This is a genomic window from Paraburkholderia ferrariae NBRC 106233, from assembly GCF_000685035.1.
Classification (GTDB): domain Bacteria; phylum Pseudomonadota; class Gammaproteobacteria; order Burkholderiales; family Burkholderiaceae; genus Paraburkholderia; species Paraburkholderia ferrariae.
On the sequence record NZ_BAYB01000013.1, the window covers coordinates 257,192 to 274,893 of the forward strand.

Sequence of the window (17,702 nt, forward strand, 5' to 3'; positions counted from 1 at the left end):
GCGCGCGACAGCAGGGACACGAAAACCGCGCACGTTATTGCCACAGCCCCTTGGTGTCGACGATCGTCTTGCCATGCAGCGCGGCGAGATCGAGTGCATGGAACACGCGGTGCTTGACGAGCACGACCACGAGATCCGCCACGGCAAGCGCTGCATCGGCATCGATCAGATACGCATTCGGCACCTGAAGCCCGGCGGGCAGCGTATCGATATGCGGCTCCGCGATCAGCAATTCGCAGCCACTCTCGCGGGTCAGCGCATCGGCAATCGTCACGGCCGGGCTCTCGCGCAGATCGTCGACATCCGGCTTGAACGCGAGGCCCAGCAAGGCGATGCGCACCGGCTCGTCACCCTGCTTCGCACGATGGGTGGCGATGGCGCGGCGCACCTTTTCAAGCACCCACTGAGGCTTGTAGTCGTTGACTTCGCGCGCGGTGCGTATAAGCCGCGCCTCGTCGGGTGCGCCGCTGACGATGAACCACGGATCGACAGCGATGCAGTGGCCGCCCACGCCCGGTCCCGGCTCGAGGATATTCACGCGCGGATGCCGGTTCGCGAGGCGGATCAGCGACCACACGTCGACCTCGAAACGCGCGGCCACGAGCGACAGCTCATTGGCGAACGCGATGTTGACGTCGCGGAAGCTGTTTTCCGACAGCTTGCACAGCTCGGCTGTGCGCGCATCCGTGATCGCGCAATCACCTTCGACAAAACGGCGGTAGAACTCGACGGCACGACGGGCACACGCCGGCGTGATGCCGCCGATTACGCGATCGTTCTTCACCAGCTCGATGCAGGTACGGCCAGGCAGCACCCGTTCCGGGCAGTACGCGACGAAAACGTCGGGCGTCGCGCCATCGTCTTTGTGAGGGAACTTGAGATCGGGGCGCGCTTCTGCGAGCCATTCGCACATCTGCTCGGTGGCGCCGACCGGGCTGGTCGATTCCAGCACGACGAGATCGCCCTGCCTGAGCACGGGTGCCACGGACAATGCCGCGCTACGCACGTACTTAAGATCCGGCGAATGATCGTCTTCGAACGGTGTCGGCACCGCGATGAGAAACACGGAGGCCTGCTGCGGTGCTCGCGCGACGCTCAGCAGCTTGTGCCGGACCGCATGCGCGACTTGCTCCGCAAGGCCGGGCTCCTCGATATGGATGGTACCGCGCGACACCGCATCGGTCACCCGAGGGTCTACATCGACACCCAGCACGCGCATAAGACGTTGCGCGACGATGGCTGCCGTCGGCAGACCGATATAGCCGAGACCGACGACGCAGACGTCGTAGTCCCCCGTTACGGAATCGGAGTGGGTGTTGGCTGAAGGTCCGGAAACGAGATCGAGCGTGGTCATTTGTCTTCCCCGTAGGTGTAATAGCCGACATAGCGTCGCCGGCCAGATCCGTATTGGCCACGCCGCATGTCCATATCGTTGTAGACAATGCCGCGCGATCTGACGCCGCCTTGTTTGAGCGTGGCGATGGAATTTTCCAACTCGTCGATTGAGGTCACGCTTTCACGCACCACCATCAGTGCCAGATCCGCATGGCCACCGACGATCGCGGTATCCGCGACCGCGAGCACCGGTGGCGTATCGACGATCACGTAGCGATAGCGCGATCTCAGCAACGCGAGCAGTTCCGCGAAGCGAGGCGACATCAGCAGATAGGCCGGCGCGTCGGGATAGTCTCCGCACGCGATGAAGTCGGAGTGGTCGCTCCCGCCCTTGCGGATCACCGCGTCGAGTGAAACCTTTTCGCGCAGGTATTCGGACAGCCCAGGCGTGCGCTCCACCCCTAGCGCCTTGTGCAAACGCCCACGGCGCAGATCCCCGTCGATCAGCACGACCGTTTCACCCGAGTTGGCGAGGAGCGTCGCGAGATTCACCGAGACGAACGATTTGCCAACTTTCGGGCTTGGCCCCGCAATCAGAATCACGCCCTTGCCCGCTTCCACCGACATGAGCTGCAATGCAATCTGGAGACTGCGCACGCTTTCAATCGCTGGCTCGTTCGGGTAACGAGCGGCCAGCACTGTGCTGCCCTCCTGCGCACGGTCGAGCATCCGCTGCCGCGCGGAGCGCGGAATCTGGGCGAGCACCGGCAAGCCGACCGACTCCTCGAGCGAACCTGGGTCGCGCACGCCTTCGAACACGGCCCACTTGAGAAACGCGAGTGTCATACCGATGCCCAGCCCCCCGATCAGCGCGAATACCATGACCAGAGCTTTCTTCGGCTTCATCGGATGTTCAGCCGCCACCGCGTAGTCGACCACGCGAACGTTGCCGACCTTACCCGCGTGCGCAATCGCGAGTTCCTGCGATGCGTTGAGCAGGTTCATGTACAGGTCCGTGTCAACCTGCAGGTTGCGCACCAGCGTCAGCTGTTGCTGCTCCAGCGCGGGAAGATCGGCGATCCGTTGCTGATAGCTCGCGAGCTGCTTGTCGAGCGTACCGATCTGCTGATCAAGCGCGCCGACCGCGGGGTTTAGATCCGTAAAGCGTTCATTCATTTCGCTGCGCTTCTGGCGCAACTCCAGCAGCTTCGTCTGGGCATCCACCGACTGCTCGAGCAGCAGCTTGGTCTGCTCGGCGAGATCGATCGTGCCGTAGCGATTGCGGTACGCGTTGAACGCGGTTTCGGATCGCTCCAGCTGCGCCTTCAGGCGCGGCAACTGTCCTTTCAGGAAGTCGATCGTCTTGCGCGTGTCGAGTGCGTGGTACTCGAGGTTTTGCGCGAGGTATTCCGCTGCGATCGCGTTCAACAACCCGGCAGTACGTCGCCGGTCCCGCCCGGTGAGCGTCACGCCGATCACGTCGGATTCGCGGCCCAGCTCCTGCACCGTCAGGTTACGCTGCAACCCGTCGATCACGTCGAGCCGTGAATGGCGCCGCAACTCGAAGCGCTCGCCCGCGCGGGCGACGAGCTTCGAGACACGCAGCTCGAGCGTGCCGGGATCGGTCGTCAGCACGAGCGGCACGCCGACCTGTCCCGTCGTATCGATGTTGCCCTCGCTGTTGACCAACCGGAAGCGTCCGCCGCCCAGATCCGTCAGTGTGAAACGTTTATCTTCCAGTTCGGCCGGCACATCGAAGCGGTCGACCTCGATGATTTCACCGCCCCATGCGTATCCGTCGAAGCCGAAACGCGGCGGATTCAACGCGCCGCTCGCGGGCGGCCGACCTTGCAGGTAGCGTCCGACGACCGGCATCATGACCGGATGCGCATCGATGTAGAGCCGCAACTTCTCGACCGCCGCCGAGACCACCAGCCGCGACTTGATGATCTCCATTTCAGCAGGCGCGCCGGCCTTCAGTTGCAGCGCCGACGAAAGATCACCGAGCAGGTTGCTGGAACCTCCGGATTGGTCCTCCACCTGAATGACGAGATCCGACTCATAGGTCGGAGGAGCAACCAGCAGGTAGATCGCGCCGAGCACCACCACGACGGCCGTCGTGACCAGTATCAGCGCCTTGTTGGAGAGCACGAGCTCAAGGTAGTACGAGAGCTTGCGTTCCTGTTCCTGGGCACCGCGCAGGAAAAAGCGTTCGGTAGTCGATTCAGCCATGCTCGCGCGCTCCGTTGAGCGCGTCGACGCGCTGAACCCATCCCGGTACACAGGCACGGATCTGCTCGAAGCAGCGTTCGATCACCTCGGCGTCGCCGCCATGCGGATCTTCGATGTCGCCGCCCACTGACGCGCCATAGAGAAACGTCTTGCCGGCAGCGGCCGGAAACCGCTTCTCGAGCTCGCGCTTCTGCGCCATCTCCATCACCAGCAGCAGATCGGCGCGCGACACGTCGGCACTGCCGATCTGCCACGGCGCCCAATGCGGGCGCGTCAGGCCATGGGCAGCGAAGATTTCCCTTAACGCCGTCGGCGCAAGCGCGCCGAGCGCGGCATGCAGTCCGGCGGAACGTACTTCGCAATCGGGTAGCATCGCTTGCAGCAGTGCCTCGGCAATCGGGCTGCGATACAGATTGCCCATGCATACGACCAAAATATTCCTTATCATCAGACCAATCCGGGAGGTTGAACATTGAGGGTTGCTCCGAGAACTTGTCCGTGCGCCGCCCAGCGAGATACCGTAGCCTTCAATCACGTCCTGGTGCGAATGACCCGCGCAGGATTGCCCGCGACGATGGCGTTGGGGGCCACGTCCTTCGTAACCACGCTGCCGGCGGCGATCACCGCGCCCGCGCCGACCGTCACACCCGGCAGGAGAATGCAGTTCGCGCCCACCCATACATCCGAGCCGATCTTCACGGGTCGGCCTGCATGTCCACTCGAAAACACCTTGCCGGGCAGTGGCGGAATCACATGGTTGGTGGACAGAATCTGGGCCCGATAGCCGATCAGCACGCGATCGCCGATCTGCACGCCCCCTCCTGTCGTGACCACCACGCCAGGCGCGAAATCCACGTCATCGCCGACGACCAGATGGCGTCCCGGCACGATCCAGACGCCTGGATAGAACACCGGGCGCTTGCCGATGCGCGCACCGAGCGAGCGCAAGGCCAGCGCCTTGACCGCGTTGCAGCTGCGCAGCCGCGGCATCGCGAAAAACATCGCGAGCATCGTCTCCACCCACACCACCAGGGCGTATCGCACAGCACGCCTGTTCAGCACGGCACGCCCTCACCGGCTACGCACGAAAGCAGCATCGCGTGGATCCGGTCCATACGTGTGTCCTGATTGCCGAGGTGGCGCAAACGCGCAACCCCGTTCGCCACCAGCCGCGCGACGTCGACCTGTCCGTGCACGAACGCGAGCATGCGCTCCGCGATCTGCCCGACGTTGTGGGGTTCGCAGTAGATCGCGCTTTCTCCGCAGATTTCCCGGGCGAAGTCGCGATCGCTGACGAGCAGCGGCACGTTCGCTTTCCACGCTTCCATGTAGTTGTTGCTAAAGCTCTCGAGATCGCTGAGATTCACCAGCACATGCGCCTCGTCATACAGCGACTGGATATCCCGTGATGCGACCGCGCCGCGAAAATCGAAATGCCCAGCGGCGGCGGCGTCGCCCTTCAGTTCGTTCGCGAGCGCATCCGCGTTGCAACTGATGAGGAAGCGGAAGCGCCCCGCCGCGCCCGACGCGAGCATGCGCCTCGCAACCGCCGGCAGACGCCACAGGTTCTTGTGCGGCGACGGTCCGCTCAGGAACAGGAAAGTGACCGGGCGCACATCGGCTGCGGCGTGCGACGCCGTGTTCAGGTAATCCGACGGCGCGGGCGGCAGCACGTAGACCTTGTTGAGCGGGAGTCCGCAACATGCAGCGATCCGCCGCTGCATCACCGGCGTCTCGACGATCACGCGATCCGCCGCCAGCAAACGCCTGCGGCGTGCCGCGTTCTTGATGCGCTGACGCAGCGCCGCGCGCCACGGCAGGTGGCGCCAGTACGGCGACTCCGGGTAGCAGATGATCGGGTACGCGATCCCGACCACGCTCGTCACGTCGCGGCCATGCGGCAGGCCCGCGCCAAACAGTGTCTTGATGACCACGATGCCGTTGTCGCGGATGAACGACTGCAGCGTGGTGCGCTCGAACCATGCACGCCGCAACACCTGCGACGGACAGCGCAACTGGTGCGAAGCCGGCACCTTCAGCGGATAGCGCGCCAACTCGCCTGAGTCGGGCAGCAGTACGAATAATTTCACGCCCATCCATTCGCGGGAGAACACGCTATCGAGAAAATTGAGCGCCAGCTGCACGCCGCCGCCCGTGCGGATGCCCGAGAAGTCGAACAGGATGCCCGGAACGGAAGCGGCACCGGTCCTTGCCGGGGTGACGCGCGCCGTCACAGCTCGATCCACGGACGTTGCACGAAGCCCGAGCCGAGCGAGCCGACGCGATACAACGCGCAATACAGCGCGCCGTAGCACAGCACGAAGCCGCACAGCCACGCGATCGTGCCCAGCTCGTCGTCGCGCAGATAGACGGCCGGCACGACAGCCGCCGCATTCAGGAGCCACAGTGCGACAGTCGTGAGCGGGTTGCGCAGATCGCCAAGACGCGTGTCGGCCGACCACGGCTGCAGCGCGATCCAGCGATACACGAGGTGATGCAGGTGCTGCGCATCGGGTTCGGCGGCAGGCGCGCGCGTCACGAGACGGCGGCGCGCGATCGAAAAGAGCGTCTCCGTGACCGGATAGCCGATCAGCAGCAGGACCGACCAGGGGCTCACCGCGTGATCGCGAGCGACGAGCAGCAATGCCAGCTCGGCCACGATGAAACCGGCGAAATAGGCACCGCCGTCGCCCAGAAATAGCCGCCCAAGCGGGAAGTTCCACATCATGAAGCCCGCCAGCGCCGCCACGCACACGAGCGTTACCTGAAGCAACACCGTGTCGCCGCTCGCGTAGCCGAGCGCGCCGATACCCAGCAGCACGCTGCAGCTCACGCCGGACGCGAGACCGTTGCAGCCGTCGATCAGGTTGATGGAGTTCGATACGCCGGAGACCGCCACGAGCGTCACGGGCACCGCCACCACGGCGAATTGCAGCACGTGATCGAGCATCGGAACGCCGGTTCGCGTGAGGCTCGCCGTGAGCACGAAGTAACCAAGAAGCGCCGAGACCATTGTCATCAACAGCCGCATGGCCGGCGATACCTTCTTCGTCATATCCTCGACAAGGCCCGCGCCGAACGCCGGCAACGCGCACACCAACGTCAGAGAAAGCAGCTCGATCAAGGTGCTCCGTTCGCCCCATTGGCGTGCCAGCAGAACATAAAGCACCAGACTTCCGAACACCGCGACACCGCCGATGCGCGGTACCGACACGCCATGCATTTTTTGCACGCCGGCAAGGTTACTGTCACCAGTAAGAGCCAGATGCCAGCCGCGGGTTTGAAACAGCACTGCGGAAAGAAAGAATGCGAGCGCGAATATCAGTACTGGTTCCATGTTTCAGCCCGAATCAAAAACGTCGTGTATGCGGGCGGCCGAACGCGTCAATCACGATTCAGCCGCGATCCCTTCAGGTTTTCCGCCACTATAAATACCGGTTTTAATAATCGGGCCGATGTGTCAGCAATGGTTGGTTTTCGTCAGAACCGGTGCGCGGGGAGTTTTCCGGGCGCCCGCCCCCGGAAGCCAGCCGTTTAGTCGCGAAACAACCTTCTGCAAGCGCATTCGGCAGCAAGGAGCCGCGAATCCGTGGGGGGGAGCGCGGCGAATGCCTGCAAGCATGCAGGAAACAACCTGCACCAGGATGTGACAGATGTCGCAGCCTTTTCCTCCGAAGGAGTGCAGAATAAGGTCTGCAGATGGCATATGCCGTTATGCAGTCGTCCGAGCGCTGAATCGGACGCAATAGAAAACGCCTTGGACCGGGCTATTTCCGATTTCGGCACTGCAACCGAAACCGGAATATTTAACTACACGAAAATATATTAGAAGGAAACGGGGCATGTTCATCGCCATTGTTGAATCCGATCCCGCGACACGGGCGCAACTGGCGAGTGCGCTGCAACGAGCAGGGCATCGCGTTACCGACATGGCCTATGTCGCCGCGCTGACGCGCCACCTGGCCGCGTATCCGTGCGACATCATCGTCGTGGGCAGTTGCGAAAAACCGGGAGAAGTCGAGGCAACCATTGCGCGGCTGCGCGCCCACCGGCGGCTCGGCATCGTTGCCCTGATCGACGGACAGGATCACGAAACGCGCGTCGCGGCGTTGGAAAACGGCGCAGACTCCTGCGTGACCCGCCCGTACGACTCACGCGAGATCACGGCCTGCGTCGAAAGTCTTGCACGCCGCATGCGCGACAGCCCGGACCGTCTCGCCGTCCGGTCCGAGCCTGCGGAAAGCGTCAAGCCGCTGGACGCGTGGCTGCTCGTATCGCGCAAATGGCTACTGCTTTCTCCAGACGGAAAACAGGTGAAACTGACCGCGACGGAATGCTCGCTGCTGTCGCTGCTGCTCGCGCATGCGGGCAAGCCGGTATCGCGCCGCGATATCGTCACGGCACTCGGCTACGACTACCTGCACTACGACGAGCGGCGCTTGCAAGCGCTGGTGAGCCGGCTGCGTCGCAAGCTCGGCGACCATCCAGAAGGCACCCCCATTCGCGTCGCGCATGGCTTCGGCTATGCCTTCACAGCGTCTGGGCTGGTTTCCTGATAATTCGCTTTCCGAAATATATTCCACTGCAATTCCGTCAATCACGCGTATCAGGCGCCGCGTGCGCCGCGCTTTTCCACATCGAGCCGTCATGACCCAGCCTACCATTCTCGCTGTCGTTGGCACCCGGCCGGAAGCCATCAAGATGGCGCCGGTGATCCACCGGCTGCGGCGCGATCCTCATGTGCGCGCCGTCGTCTGCGCTACCGCCCAGCATCGCCAGATGCTCGATCAGGTGTTCGCCAACTTTGAGATCAAAGCGGACATCGACCTCGATCTGATGCGCGCGAACCAGAACCTCACCAGCCTGACGGCGAACGTGCTGACGCGCGTCGGCGAGGTGCTTGCCGAGGTCAAGCCCGCCTGCGTGCTGGTGCATGGCGATACAACGACGGCCATGGCGGCGTCGATCGCGGCGTTCTATGCGAACGTGGACATCGGCCATGTGGAGGCAGGCCTGCGCACCGGCGATCTGCTGCAGCCGTGGCCGGAGGAGTTCAACCGGCGCGTGGTGGACCTGGTCGGCACGCACTACTTTGCACCGACGAGACAGGCACAGCACAACCTGGTGGCAGAAGGCGTGCCAGGCCCGTCGATTCTCGTGACGGGCAACACCGTGATCGACGCGCTACTGATGACGCTCGACCATACGCGCCGCCACGGCGGCGTGGCGGCCTCGCTGCATGCGCGCTACCCATTCCTGCAAGGCGAGGAACGCGTGGTGCTCGTGACCGGGCATCGCCGCGAAAATCACGAGCACGGTCTGGCGTCGCTATGCCGCGCACTGAAGCGCATCGCGACAGACGCCGGCGTGCGGGTCGTGTATCCGGTTCATCCGAATCCGAACGTGCAGCGCATCGCGTCATCGGTGCTGGCGGACGTCGACAACGTGCACCTCATCGCGCCGCTCGACTACCCCGAGTTCGTGTGGCTGATGCGGCGCTCGGCAATCATCCTCACCGACTCGGGCGGCATCCAGGAAGAAGCGCCGTCGCTCGGCAAGCCGGTGCTGGTGCTGCGCGATGTCACCGAGCGCCCCGAGGCGCTCGAGGCAGGCACGGTCACGCTGGTCGGCACGAACGAAGACCGCATCGTCGGCGAATGCACGCGCCTGCTCACGGACGCAGCCTATTACCGCGACCGCTCGACCCGCAAGAATCCGTTCGGCGATGGCCGCGCGAGCGAGCGCATCGTGTCGTTCCTGCGCGAGCGTTATGCGCCCGGGCAGCGCAGCCCGTCGGTCAGCGTGCCGGCGCTGTCATGAAAGTGACGACGGACCTCCAGGGCCCGAACGGCCGCCTCGTGCTGATCACCTGCTTCAACGCGGACGCGCCGACTTCCGGCTACGCCACGCGCGTACTGCAAATGGTGGAAAGCTATGCGGCCCGCGGATTCACGGTCTGCGTGCTGCGCTTCGTGCCGATCGCGCACCGCGCGCGGAGCTGGCGCGAGATCTTGCTCAAGCGCGGCGCGAGCCGGGTGTTCGAATGGATCGCGCCGCCGGTCTCGCGCTACGAACTCGGCCGGCGCCTCGCGGTCTGGTGGGGTCGCCCGCTCGCGTTCGCGCTGCGGCTGCGGCTGCGGCCAGCCGTCGTGCAGGCGGAGGGCCACGAAGCCGCGGCCGTCACGCTGTTGCGTACAGCGCACGCGTTGCAGGTCGCGGATCTGCACGGAGCGGTGCCGGAAGAAACCGAATACCGGCGCCGCGAGCAAGGACTCGCCGCGGCACAGGCGACGCGCTGGTTTCATCGGCAGGAAGCGCGGGCGCTGGGGGTCTGTGATGCCTATCTGGTCGTGTCGGACGACATGATCAGCCATTTGCGCAGCAAGCTCGGTTCGCTCGCGTTCCATCACAAGGCGTTCGTTCTCGATGTCAAGTCTTCGCCAAGCTTCACGCATGCCGCGGTACGCGTAAACCGGCAGGACTACGGCATCGCCGATGACGAGACGGTCATCGTGTATTCCGGCGGCGTGCAGGCCTATCAGCGGATCCCCGCCATCGCCAGCTTCGTGGCAACGCTCGCGAAGCACGTGAAGCAGGTCCGCTTCGTCGTCTTCACCGCTGACCCCGGCGCCGCGCGCCAGCAACTCGGCGCGCTCGCCAGCGCGGCGGGCACCATCATCGCAAGCGTGCCGCCGGCCGAGTTGCATGCGCATCTGCGAATCGCCGACTTCGGCATCATCTTCCGTGACGATCACGTGATCAACCGGGTCGCATCACCCACGAAGATCTGGGAGTACCTGCTGTCGGGACTGCATGTGATCTGCAATCGCGCGGCGGGCAACGCCGCCGAATCGGCTGGCGCGCTCGATGCTGCGATCGTCGTGGACCCGCATCCCGCGCCGGCGGATTGGCCGCACATCGCCAGGGCCGTCGAAGCTGTCATGCGCGAGCGGCGCAGCGGGCCGGATACCGTCGCTACTGCCGCACGCCGCTATCTGCAACAGGAAGGCGGCTGGGACAGCCGCTTCGACGCGTGGCTCACGCACGTGCACCGCGCGCTCGCCGACCGGCACGGCGCGAGCCCGGAGACATCGTCATGAAAGTGCTCCAGGTCGTACCGACCTTGTCGGCGGGCGGTGCCGAAACGCTCGTGGCCGAACTCGCGCTCGCACTCGGCCGGCGCGGCCATGAAGTCGGCGTCGCGCTGCTCGCGGGCGCGCGCGGGCCGCGCGGCGCGGAACTCGCCGACCGTCTCGAAGCCAGCGGCATCGCCGTCAGCGGCCGCGCATTGCACTCGATGCGACGGCCGGACGGCGCGGTCTCCCTGATGCGCGTGGTTCGCGCGTTCCGGCCCGAGGTCATGCACTCGCATCTGTACGCGGCCGATTTCATACTCGCCGGCGTCAATGCATTGACCGTGCGTCAGCGTCTGATCCGCACGATCCACAACACGGCGATCCAGGGCACACGTTCGCGCGCCGGCACGTGGCTGCTCGACCGCCTGTTCGCGACCTCGGTCGCATGCGGCGAGCGGGTGGCAGAGGCGTACGCAAGCTATTTCGGCGATGTGCGGAAGTCGGCCGTCGTCACGGTACGCAACGGCGTCGCGCGTATGGACCGCACCGGCACACAGCGCGACGATGCCGCGCTGCGCGCATCTCTCGGAATCGCCGCCGATGCGTTCCTGTACGTGCACGTCGGCGCGTTTCGCGGCCAGACGCTGGCAAGCTCGCAGAAAGCGCATGACGTGCTGCTCGAGGCGTTCGCGCAGCTTCGCGCACACCCAGCCGCGGCGCGCGCGAAGCTGCTGCTGATCGGCGATGGAGAACTGCGGGTGGCCGCTCAGCAGCTTGCGCGGCTCCTGCGCATCGACGATCGCGTGACGTTCGCGGGCGTGCTCGAGAACGTGCCGCGCTACCTCGATGCATCGGACGCATTCGTTTTTCCGTCACGCTACGAGGGTCTGCCCGTCGCGCTGATCGAAGCCTGTCTCACAGGCATTCCGGTCATCGCGACCGCCCTGCCGGAAATCGCTGAAGTGTTCGGCACGGCAACCTATGCATCCGCGCCGGTCGGAAACGCGGCGGGTTTCGCCGCCGCGATGCTCGATTGCCTGCTCGCACCAGAGCCAGCGCAAGCGCGTGCGGCTCAAGCCGCGGCACACGTGGCACGCGAGTTCTCCATCGATCTTTGCGCGGCCCGCTATGAAGCGCAGTACGGCGCGCTCATTGGGCGTCCCGACGTGACAGCCGCGCCTCAGGCTCCAGCGTCTGCGCCCCTTACCGTTTCGAAGCGATCCCATCAGGAAACCACGTGAAACAAGTCTTGCAAAACCTCAAGGACGGCCGTACCACGCTGTGGGATGTACCGATGCCCGCGATGTCGCGCGGCAGCGTACTGATCGAAACAACGACCACGCTGTTGTCATCGGGCACCGAACGCATGCTGGTGGACTTTGGCCGCGCGAGTCTGCTCGGCAAGGCGATGCAGCAGCCCGACCGCGTACGCGACGCATTGCAGAAGGTACGCACCGACGGCCTGGTCGCCACACTGTCGGCGATCACCGACAAGCTCGATCAGCCACTGCCGCTCGGATACTGCAATGCGGGCGTCGTCACGGCGGCAGGCGCCGACGTGGGCGGCATCCGGGTGGGTGATCGCGTCGTCTCGAACGGCAAGCATGCCGAGTACGTCACCGTGGGAGAAAACCTGTGCGTGCGCATTCCCGACAACGTTCCAGACGAAGACGCGACCTTCGCGATTCCCGCCGCGATCGGCCTGCAAGGCGTGCGGCTCGCCGCGCCGACGCTCGGCGAGACGTTCGTCGTGATCGGTCTCGGTCTGATCGGACTGCTAACCGTGCAGATCCTGATCGCGAACGGCTGCCGCGTGATCGGCATCGACCGCGATCCTTCGCGCGCGGCGCTGGCGGCGACCTTTGGCGCGACGACGGTACCCGCGGACGCCGACGTGGTAATGGACATCATCGCGCGCACCGGCGGCATCGGCGTGGATGGTGTGCTGATCTGCGCTTCGACGAGCAGCGACGAACCCGTTGCGCAGGCCGCGAAGATGTCGCGCCCGCGCGGCCGCATCGTGCTCGTCGGCGTGGCGGGCCTCGCGCTATCGCGCGCCGACTTCTATGAAAAGGAGCTGAGTTTTCAGGTATCCTGCTCTTACGGCCCCGGCCGTTATGATCCTCGCTACGAGGAAAAGGGCTTCGACTATCCGATCGGTCATGTGCGCTGGACCGAAAACCGCAATATCGCTGCCGCCTTGCGGCTGATGGCCGATGGGCGCCTGACACCGCAAGCGCTGATCACGCACCGCTTCAAACTCGACGAAGCAGAGCGTGCGTACGCGCTGCTGGTCGAGAAAACGCCGTCGCTCGGCATCGTGATCGGCTATCCGCAGCAGGCACCGGAGCGCAACGATGCACGCCTGAAGTCCGCTGATGCGAGCGAGCGCACCGTGCCGCTGACGCTCGCCGGCAAGGCGGTACCCGTAGCGCCCTCCGCCGTGCGGGTCAACGTGATCGGCGCGGGCAACTATGCGGGGCGCGTGCTGATTCCGGCGTTCCGCCGCGCCGGCGCGGCGCTCAACGGCATCGCGTCGCGCAATGGCGTGACTGCGGCGCATTACGGGCGCAAGCATGCCGCGGCATTTGCGTCGACTGACGCGGCTGCGCTGTGCGCGTCGCCCGACGCGCAAGCAGTCGTCATCGCGACGCGCCACGACACGCATGCCGAATACGTGTTGCAGGCGCTCCAGCAAGGCAAGCATGTATTCGTCGAAAAGCCGCTTTGCCTCACGCGCGCGCAACTGGAGCGCATCACCGAGGCGATGGCGGCGGCCACCAGGAGCGCGCGGCTCGCGAAACGGCCGGAGCCGATCCTGATGGCGGGCTTCAACCGCCGCTTCGCGCCGCAAGTGACGCGCATCAAGAATCTGCTCGCGCCGCTCGCGGCGCCGAAGGCGCTGGTGCTCACCGTCAATGCCGGCATGATTGCGCCCGACCACTGGACCCAGGACCGCGACAGCGGCGGCGGGCGCATCATCGGCGAGGCGTGCCATTTCGTCGATCTGCTGCGGTATCTCGCCGGCAGCCCGATCGCGTCGTTCGAGGCGACGGGCTTTGAAGCCATCAAACCGGCCTCTTGCGATACCGCGAGCATCACGCTGCGCTTCGAATCGGGCTCGGTAGGCACGATCCATTACTTCGCGAACGGGCACCGCTCACTGCCGAAGGAACGGCTCGAAGTGTTTTGCGGCGGCAAGGCGCTGGTGCTCGACAACTTCCTGAAGCTGCGCTGCTATGGCTGGCCGCAGTTCACCAGGCAGAACCTGTGGCGGCAAAACAAGGGGCAGGAAGCGTGCGTGGCGGCGTTCGTCGACGCGATCGCGAACAGCGGCCCCGCGCCGATCCCGCTTGCCGAAGTGCTCGAAGTGAGCGGCGTGACGATCGACATCGCGCAGGAGCTGGGATGACGCCATCGCAAGCCGTACGGCTGTTCCACACGGTTCGGCACCTGCACCCGGCGCAGGTGCTGTATCGCGCCAAATACGGGCTGTTGCCGCGTGCGCGCATCAACCAACACGTCGACGTCCCGGTGCGGGCGAATTCGCGCGAAGCGGTGCCCGTGCCGTTCGCCGCGGCGCCAGACGAATATCTCGGCGACGGACGCTTCCGCTTCCTGAATCAGGAAGGCGATCTGGCGGACGGCTGGAATGCGCCGCATCATGCGCGGCTATGGCTATACAACCTGCACTACTTCAATTACCTGAATCAGGCGACGCGCGAGCAGCACGCACGTGCGCTCGTGTTGCTGATCGACCGGTGGATCGAAGCCAATCCAGTGGGTGTTGGCACGGGCTGGGAGCCCTATCCGCTGTCGCTGCGCATCGTGAACTGGATCAAATGGGCGAGCTCGGGCCGGTGGCTTGCCGACCACGCGCTGGCGAGCCTCTATGTACAGGTACGCTATCTCGCGCAACGGCTTGAATATCACCTGCTGGGCAATCATCTGTTCGCCAACGCGAAGGCGCTGGTTTGCGCGGGCCTTTTCTTCGATACGCCTGAAGCATCGGCCTGGCTCGCGACGGGGCTCGCCATCCTGCGCCGCGAACTGCCCCGCCAGGCACTGGACGATGGCGGGCATTTCGAATTGAGCCCGATGTATCACTCGATCTTCGTCGAGGATCTGCTCGACATCGTCAACCTGGCAATGGGCGTCGGCGTACAGCGGCGCAGTCCCGATGCAACCGCCTGTCTCGCGCTCGCACGCAAGCCGTTGCCCACCGCGCTCGCATGGCTGCATGCGATGACGCATCCCGACGGCGAGATCGCGCAGTTCAACGATGCGGCGTTCGGCATCGCGCGAACCTATGCGGAACTCGCCGGATACGCGGAGCAACTCGGCATAGCGCTCGAACCCGCCTCCGGCACACGGACGCTGACTTCGCTGGAAACATCGGGGTACGTGCGGGTGGAATGCGGCGACTATGTCGCGCTGCTCGACGTCGCGCGCATCGGCCCCGACTATCTGCCGGGCCACGCGCACGCGGACACGTTGACCTTCGAGCTGTCACTGGCCGGGCGACGGCTGATCGTCGACGCGGGAACGAGCACGTATGCAATCGGCGCCCAGCGCATGAGCGAGCGCAGCACTGCCGCCCATAACACGGTCACCTACCAGTCACACAATTCATCCGACGTCTGGAGCGCATTCCGTGTCGGACGCCGCGCCTATCCGGTTGATTGCGACATGCGCGGGACGGCGGGGCGCTCGGACCGTGTGCGCTCCAGCGGCAGCAGTCCGGTGGCGGTCGCGCTGCCGGACGGCCCGCTGCACGACAGTGCCGAGTGGAGCGTCAGCGCGTCGCACACCGGTTACGCGCATCTGCCTGGGCGCGTCATCCATCGGCGCACCTGGCATGGCGACGACGACACGCTCGTGATTGTCGACCGGCTGGAAAGCGCGGAAGGCCGCACACTGACGGAACTGGACGAAACGTTCGCGACCTTGCGCTTCGCCACGCATCTGGATGTCGTGCACGGTGCCGACGGAGAGATCATCGTGCGCGACGGCGGCGACACGGTGTGCAGGATCACGCATACCGGTGCGGCTGCACGCATCGTCGACGACTTTCATCATCCGGGCTTCGGCGTGAAGCTGCCTTGCAAACTGCTGCGCCTGCCGTTCCTGCACGCGACGCTCGTCACGCGGTTTTCGTTCGGGAATGCGGCATGAAAATACTTTTCGTTACCGACAATTTTTATCCCGAGACCAACGCGCCCGCTTCGCGCACGTACGAGCATGCGCGCGTATGGGTTGAAGCGGGGCATTCGGTGACGGTAGTCACCACTGCACCGAATTTTCCCGAAGGCAAACTGTTTGCCGGGTATCACAACCGCTGGTGGCAGCGTGAAACCATTTCGGGCATCGACGTGGTGCGCGTGAAAACCTACATCACGGCGAACGAAGGCTTCATCAAGCGCACGCTCGATTACGTTTCGTTCATGCTGGCGGCCATCGTCGCGTCGCCGCTGCTGCCACGCTGCGACGTGGTGATCGGCACCTCGCCCCAGTTCTTCGCGGCGCTCGGCGCCCGCATCATCGCCATGATGCGGCGCCGTCCGTTCGTTTTCGAGCTGCGTGACCTGTGGCCGCAATCAATCGTCGAAGTGGGCGCGCTGCGTTCGGGATTCGTGATCCGGATGCTCGAAGCGCTGGAGATGTACCTGTACCGCAGCGCCTGTGCCGTGATCTCCGTCACGCATTCGTTCAAGCGCGAACTCGCGGAGCGAGGCATCGACGCGCGCAAAATCGAAGTCGTGCAGAACGGCGTCGATCTCACGCGTTTCACGCCAGGACCGCGCGACGCGCAACTCGTCGATGAGCTCGGCCTGACCGGGCGCTTCGTGGTTGGCTATCTCGGCACGCACGGGATGGCGCACGGCCTCGACAAGGTGCTCGAAGCGGCCGCGCTGCTCAGGCATCGCAGCGACATCGCGTTCATCATGGTGGGAGCCGGCGCCGAGAAGCGCGCGCTGGAACGGCGCGCGCAGGAACTCGCGCTCACGAATCTGTCGTTCGTCGCGCGGCAGCCCAGGGAGCGCATGCCGGCACTGCTCGGGCTATGTGATCTATGCCTCGTGCCGCTGCGCGACCTCGCGCTGTTCAGGAGCGTGCTGCCTTCGAAGATCTTCGAAGCGATGGCGATGGGCACGCCGATTCTGGCCTCGCTGCCACGCGGGGAAGCAACGGGGCTGCTGGAAAAGCTCGGCACGGGCGAGATCGTCGCACCGGAGGATCCGGCCGCGCTCGCCGCGGCTATCGTGCGCCTGGCTGCCGATCCGGCCAGCCTTGAGCGCTTCCGGACCAATGCGGTGCGAGTCGCGGGCGATTTCGACCGCAGCCGCCTCGCGCGCAAAATGATCGACGCGATCGCGCGGCAGATCGGACAACCGGAATCATGATGAGACTCGACAATTCATCCGCATTCACGGTACCCGCAACACTCGCGCTCGCGGTGGCGCTTGCACTGACGTTGCCGCTGCCGGCGCACGCGCAGAACTCGGACGTGATGATGCGCTCGCCGTCCGCCTCGCAGGACGCGTCCCCCACGCGGCAGCGGACGCCTGAAAGTTCGTGGCTACGGCCGCAGTTCGGCGGCCGCGATGCGAATCTGCATGGGCGCGCGCGCGGCGCGCTGGGCGGCGGCAACGGCGCAGCCGCGCGTGCCCAGTCACAGCAGGCACCGCGACAATCGACGCACGACGTGCTGGTTGGCAGCGATCCCGATCTCGCGATGCCGCTCGTTCCCTGCGATGCGCTTGGCAGTTCGACGCGCAGGGCGGGCCCGGCGCTCGGCGCGTATGCGCCGGGCAGCGGGCCGGGTAACGGCACCGACAGCGCGGCTGGCATCGGATACGATCCGGCGACCGGGTTGAGCGAGCCGCTGCCCTCCATTCCCAGCTGCACGAGCGTGGTGTCGACGAACCGCAATGCGGGTGCGGGTGACCGCAGCACGAGCATCTACGAACAGCTCGCGCCCGACGTGGATCGCACGAGCATCGGCGGGCGGCCGGGCACGTTGACGGTGCTGCGGCCTTTTGCCGACGACTGACGACT

The 17,702-nt window shown here is 65.1% G+C and carries 14 protein-coding genes; 8 read left to right on the forward strand and 6 right to left on the reverse strand.

Features of this window, described 5'->3' with window-relative positions; all coding sequences use genetic code 11:
* Positions 1–34: 34 nt before the first annotated feature.
* From wecC to BFE01S_RS38915, 6 genes are read right to left on the reverse strand one after another with little or no spacing between them, the layout of a single operon-like run.
* Positions 35–1,354 (reverse strand): UDP-N-acetyl-D-mannosamine dehydrogenase, encoded by a 1,320-nt coding sequence (gene wecC / locus BFE01S_RS38910; protein ID WP_084169954.1) that lies wholly within the window; start codon positions 1,352–1,354, stop codon positions 35–37.
* The gene (locus BFE01S_RS16470; protein ID WP_028226466.1) at positions 1,351–3,567 is read right to left on the reverse strand and encodes a polysaccharide biosynthesis tyrosine autokinase; all 2,217 of its coding nucleotides are present in this window, start codon (positions 3,565–3,567) and stop codon (positions 1,351–1,353) included. Before BFE01S_RS16470 ends, wecC begins: the two co-directional genes overlap by 4 nt.
* Positions 3,560–4,102: an arsenate reductase/protein-tyrosine-phosphatase family protein gene (locus BFE01S_RS16475; RefSeq protein WP_156967038.1), complete on the reverse strand. Its 543-nt coding sequence runs from the start codon at positions 4,100–4,102 to the stop codon at positions 3,560–3,562. The genes BFE01S_RS16470 and BFE01S_RS16475 overlap by 8 nt, the downstream gene beginning before the upstream one ends.
* Positions 4,099–4,611 carry an acyltransferase gene (locus BFE01S_RS16480; RefSeq protein WP_028226468.1) on the reverse strand — a complete coding sequence of 171 codons (513 nt, stop codon included), beginning with the start codon at positions 4,609–4,611 and terminating at the stop codon, positions 4,099–4,101. Before BFE01S_RS16480 ends, BFE01S_RS16475 begins: the two co-directional genes overlap by 4 nt.
* A gap of 11 nt (positions 4,612–4,622) precedes the next feature.
* On the reverse strand, positions 4,623–5,801 hold the full coding sequence (locus BFE01S_RS16485; RefSeq protein WP_028226469.1) for a glycosyltransferase family 4 protein: 1,179 nt from the start codon (positions 5,799–5,801) through the stop codon (positions 4,623–4,625).
* Complete coding sequence (locus BFE01S_RS38915) at positions 5,798–6,904, reverse strand: MraY family glycosyltransferase (RefSeq protein ID WP_042337764.1); 1,107 nt, start codon at positions 6,902–6,904, stop codon at positions 5,798–5,800. Before BFE01S_RS38915 ends, BFE01S_RS16485 begins: the two co-directional genes overlap by 4 nt.
* A gap of 505 nt (positions 6,905–7,409) precedes the next feature.
* Between BFE01S_RS38915 and BFE01S_RS16495 the strand changes: the two genes are divergently transcribed.
* The 8 genes from BFE01S_RS16495 to BFE01S_RS16530 all read left to right on the forward strand — a co-directional run bounded on the left by BFE01S_RS16495 (position 7,410) and on the right by BFE01S_RS16530 (position 17,697).
* Positions 7,410–8,123, forward strand: a complete 714-nt coding sequence (locus BFE01S_RS16495; protein ID WP_028226470.1) for a response regulator transcription factor — start codon at positions 7,410–7,412, stop codon at positions 8,121–8,123.
* Between the two features lie 91 nt (positions 8,124–8,214).
* Complete coding sequence (gene wecB, locus BFE01S_RS16500; protein ID WP_028226471.1) at positions 8,215–9,387, forward strand: non-hydrolyzing UDP-N-acetylglucosamine 2-epimerase; 1,173 nt, start codon at positions 8,215–8,217, stop codon at positions 9,385–9,387.
* Entirely contained in the window at positions 9,384–10,667 is a 1,284-nt protein-coding gene (locus tag BFE01S_RS16505; protein WP_028226472.1) for a glycosyltransferase family protein, read from the forward strand. The genes wecB and BFE01S_RS16505 overlap by 4 nt, the downstream gene beginning before the upstream one ends.
* Entirely contained in the window at positions 10,664–11,884 is a 1,221-nt protein-coding gene (locus tag BFE01S_RS16510) for a glycosyltransferase (RefSeq protein WP_028226473.1), read from the forward strand. Before BFE01S_RS16505 ends, BFE01S_RS16510 begins: the two co-directional genes overlap by 4 nt.
* A complete protein-coding gene (locus BFE01S_RS16515; RefSeq protein ID WP_028226474.1) occupies positions 11,881–14,055 on the forward strand; it encodes a bi-domain-containing oxidoreductase in 2,175 nt (724 codons plus the stop codon). Before BFE01S_RS16510 ends, BFE01S_RS16515 begins: the two co-directional genes overlap by 4 nt.
* On the forward strand, positions 14,052–15,818 hold the full coding sequence (locus BFE01S_RS38920) for a heparinase II/III family protein (protein ID WP_042337765.1): 1,767 nt from the start codon (positions 14,052–14,054) through the stop codon (positions 15,816–15,818). Before BFE01S_RS16515 ends, BFE01S_RS38920 begins: the two co-directional genes overlap by 4 nt.
* A complete protein-coding gene (locus tag BFE01S_RS16525) occupies positions 15,815–17,047 on the forward strand; it encodes a glycosyltransferase family 4 protein (protein WP_028226475.1) in 1,233 nt (410 codons plus the stop codon). The genes BFE01S_RS38920 and BFE01S_RS16525 overlap by 4 nt, the downstream gene beginning before the upstream one ends.
* Complete coding sequence (locus BFE01S_RS16530) at positions 17,044–17,697, forward strand: hypothetical protein (RefSeq protein ID WP_156967039.1); 654 nt, start codon at positions 17,044–17,046, stop codon at positions 17,695–17,697. Before BFE01S_RS16525 ends, BFE01S_RS16530 begins: the two co-directional genes overlap by 4 nt.
* Positions 17,698–17,702 lie beyond the last annotated feature (5 nt).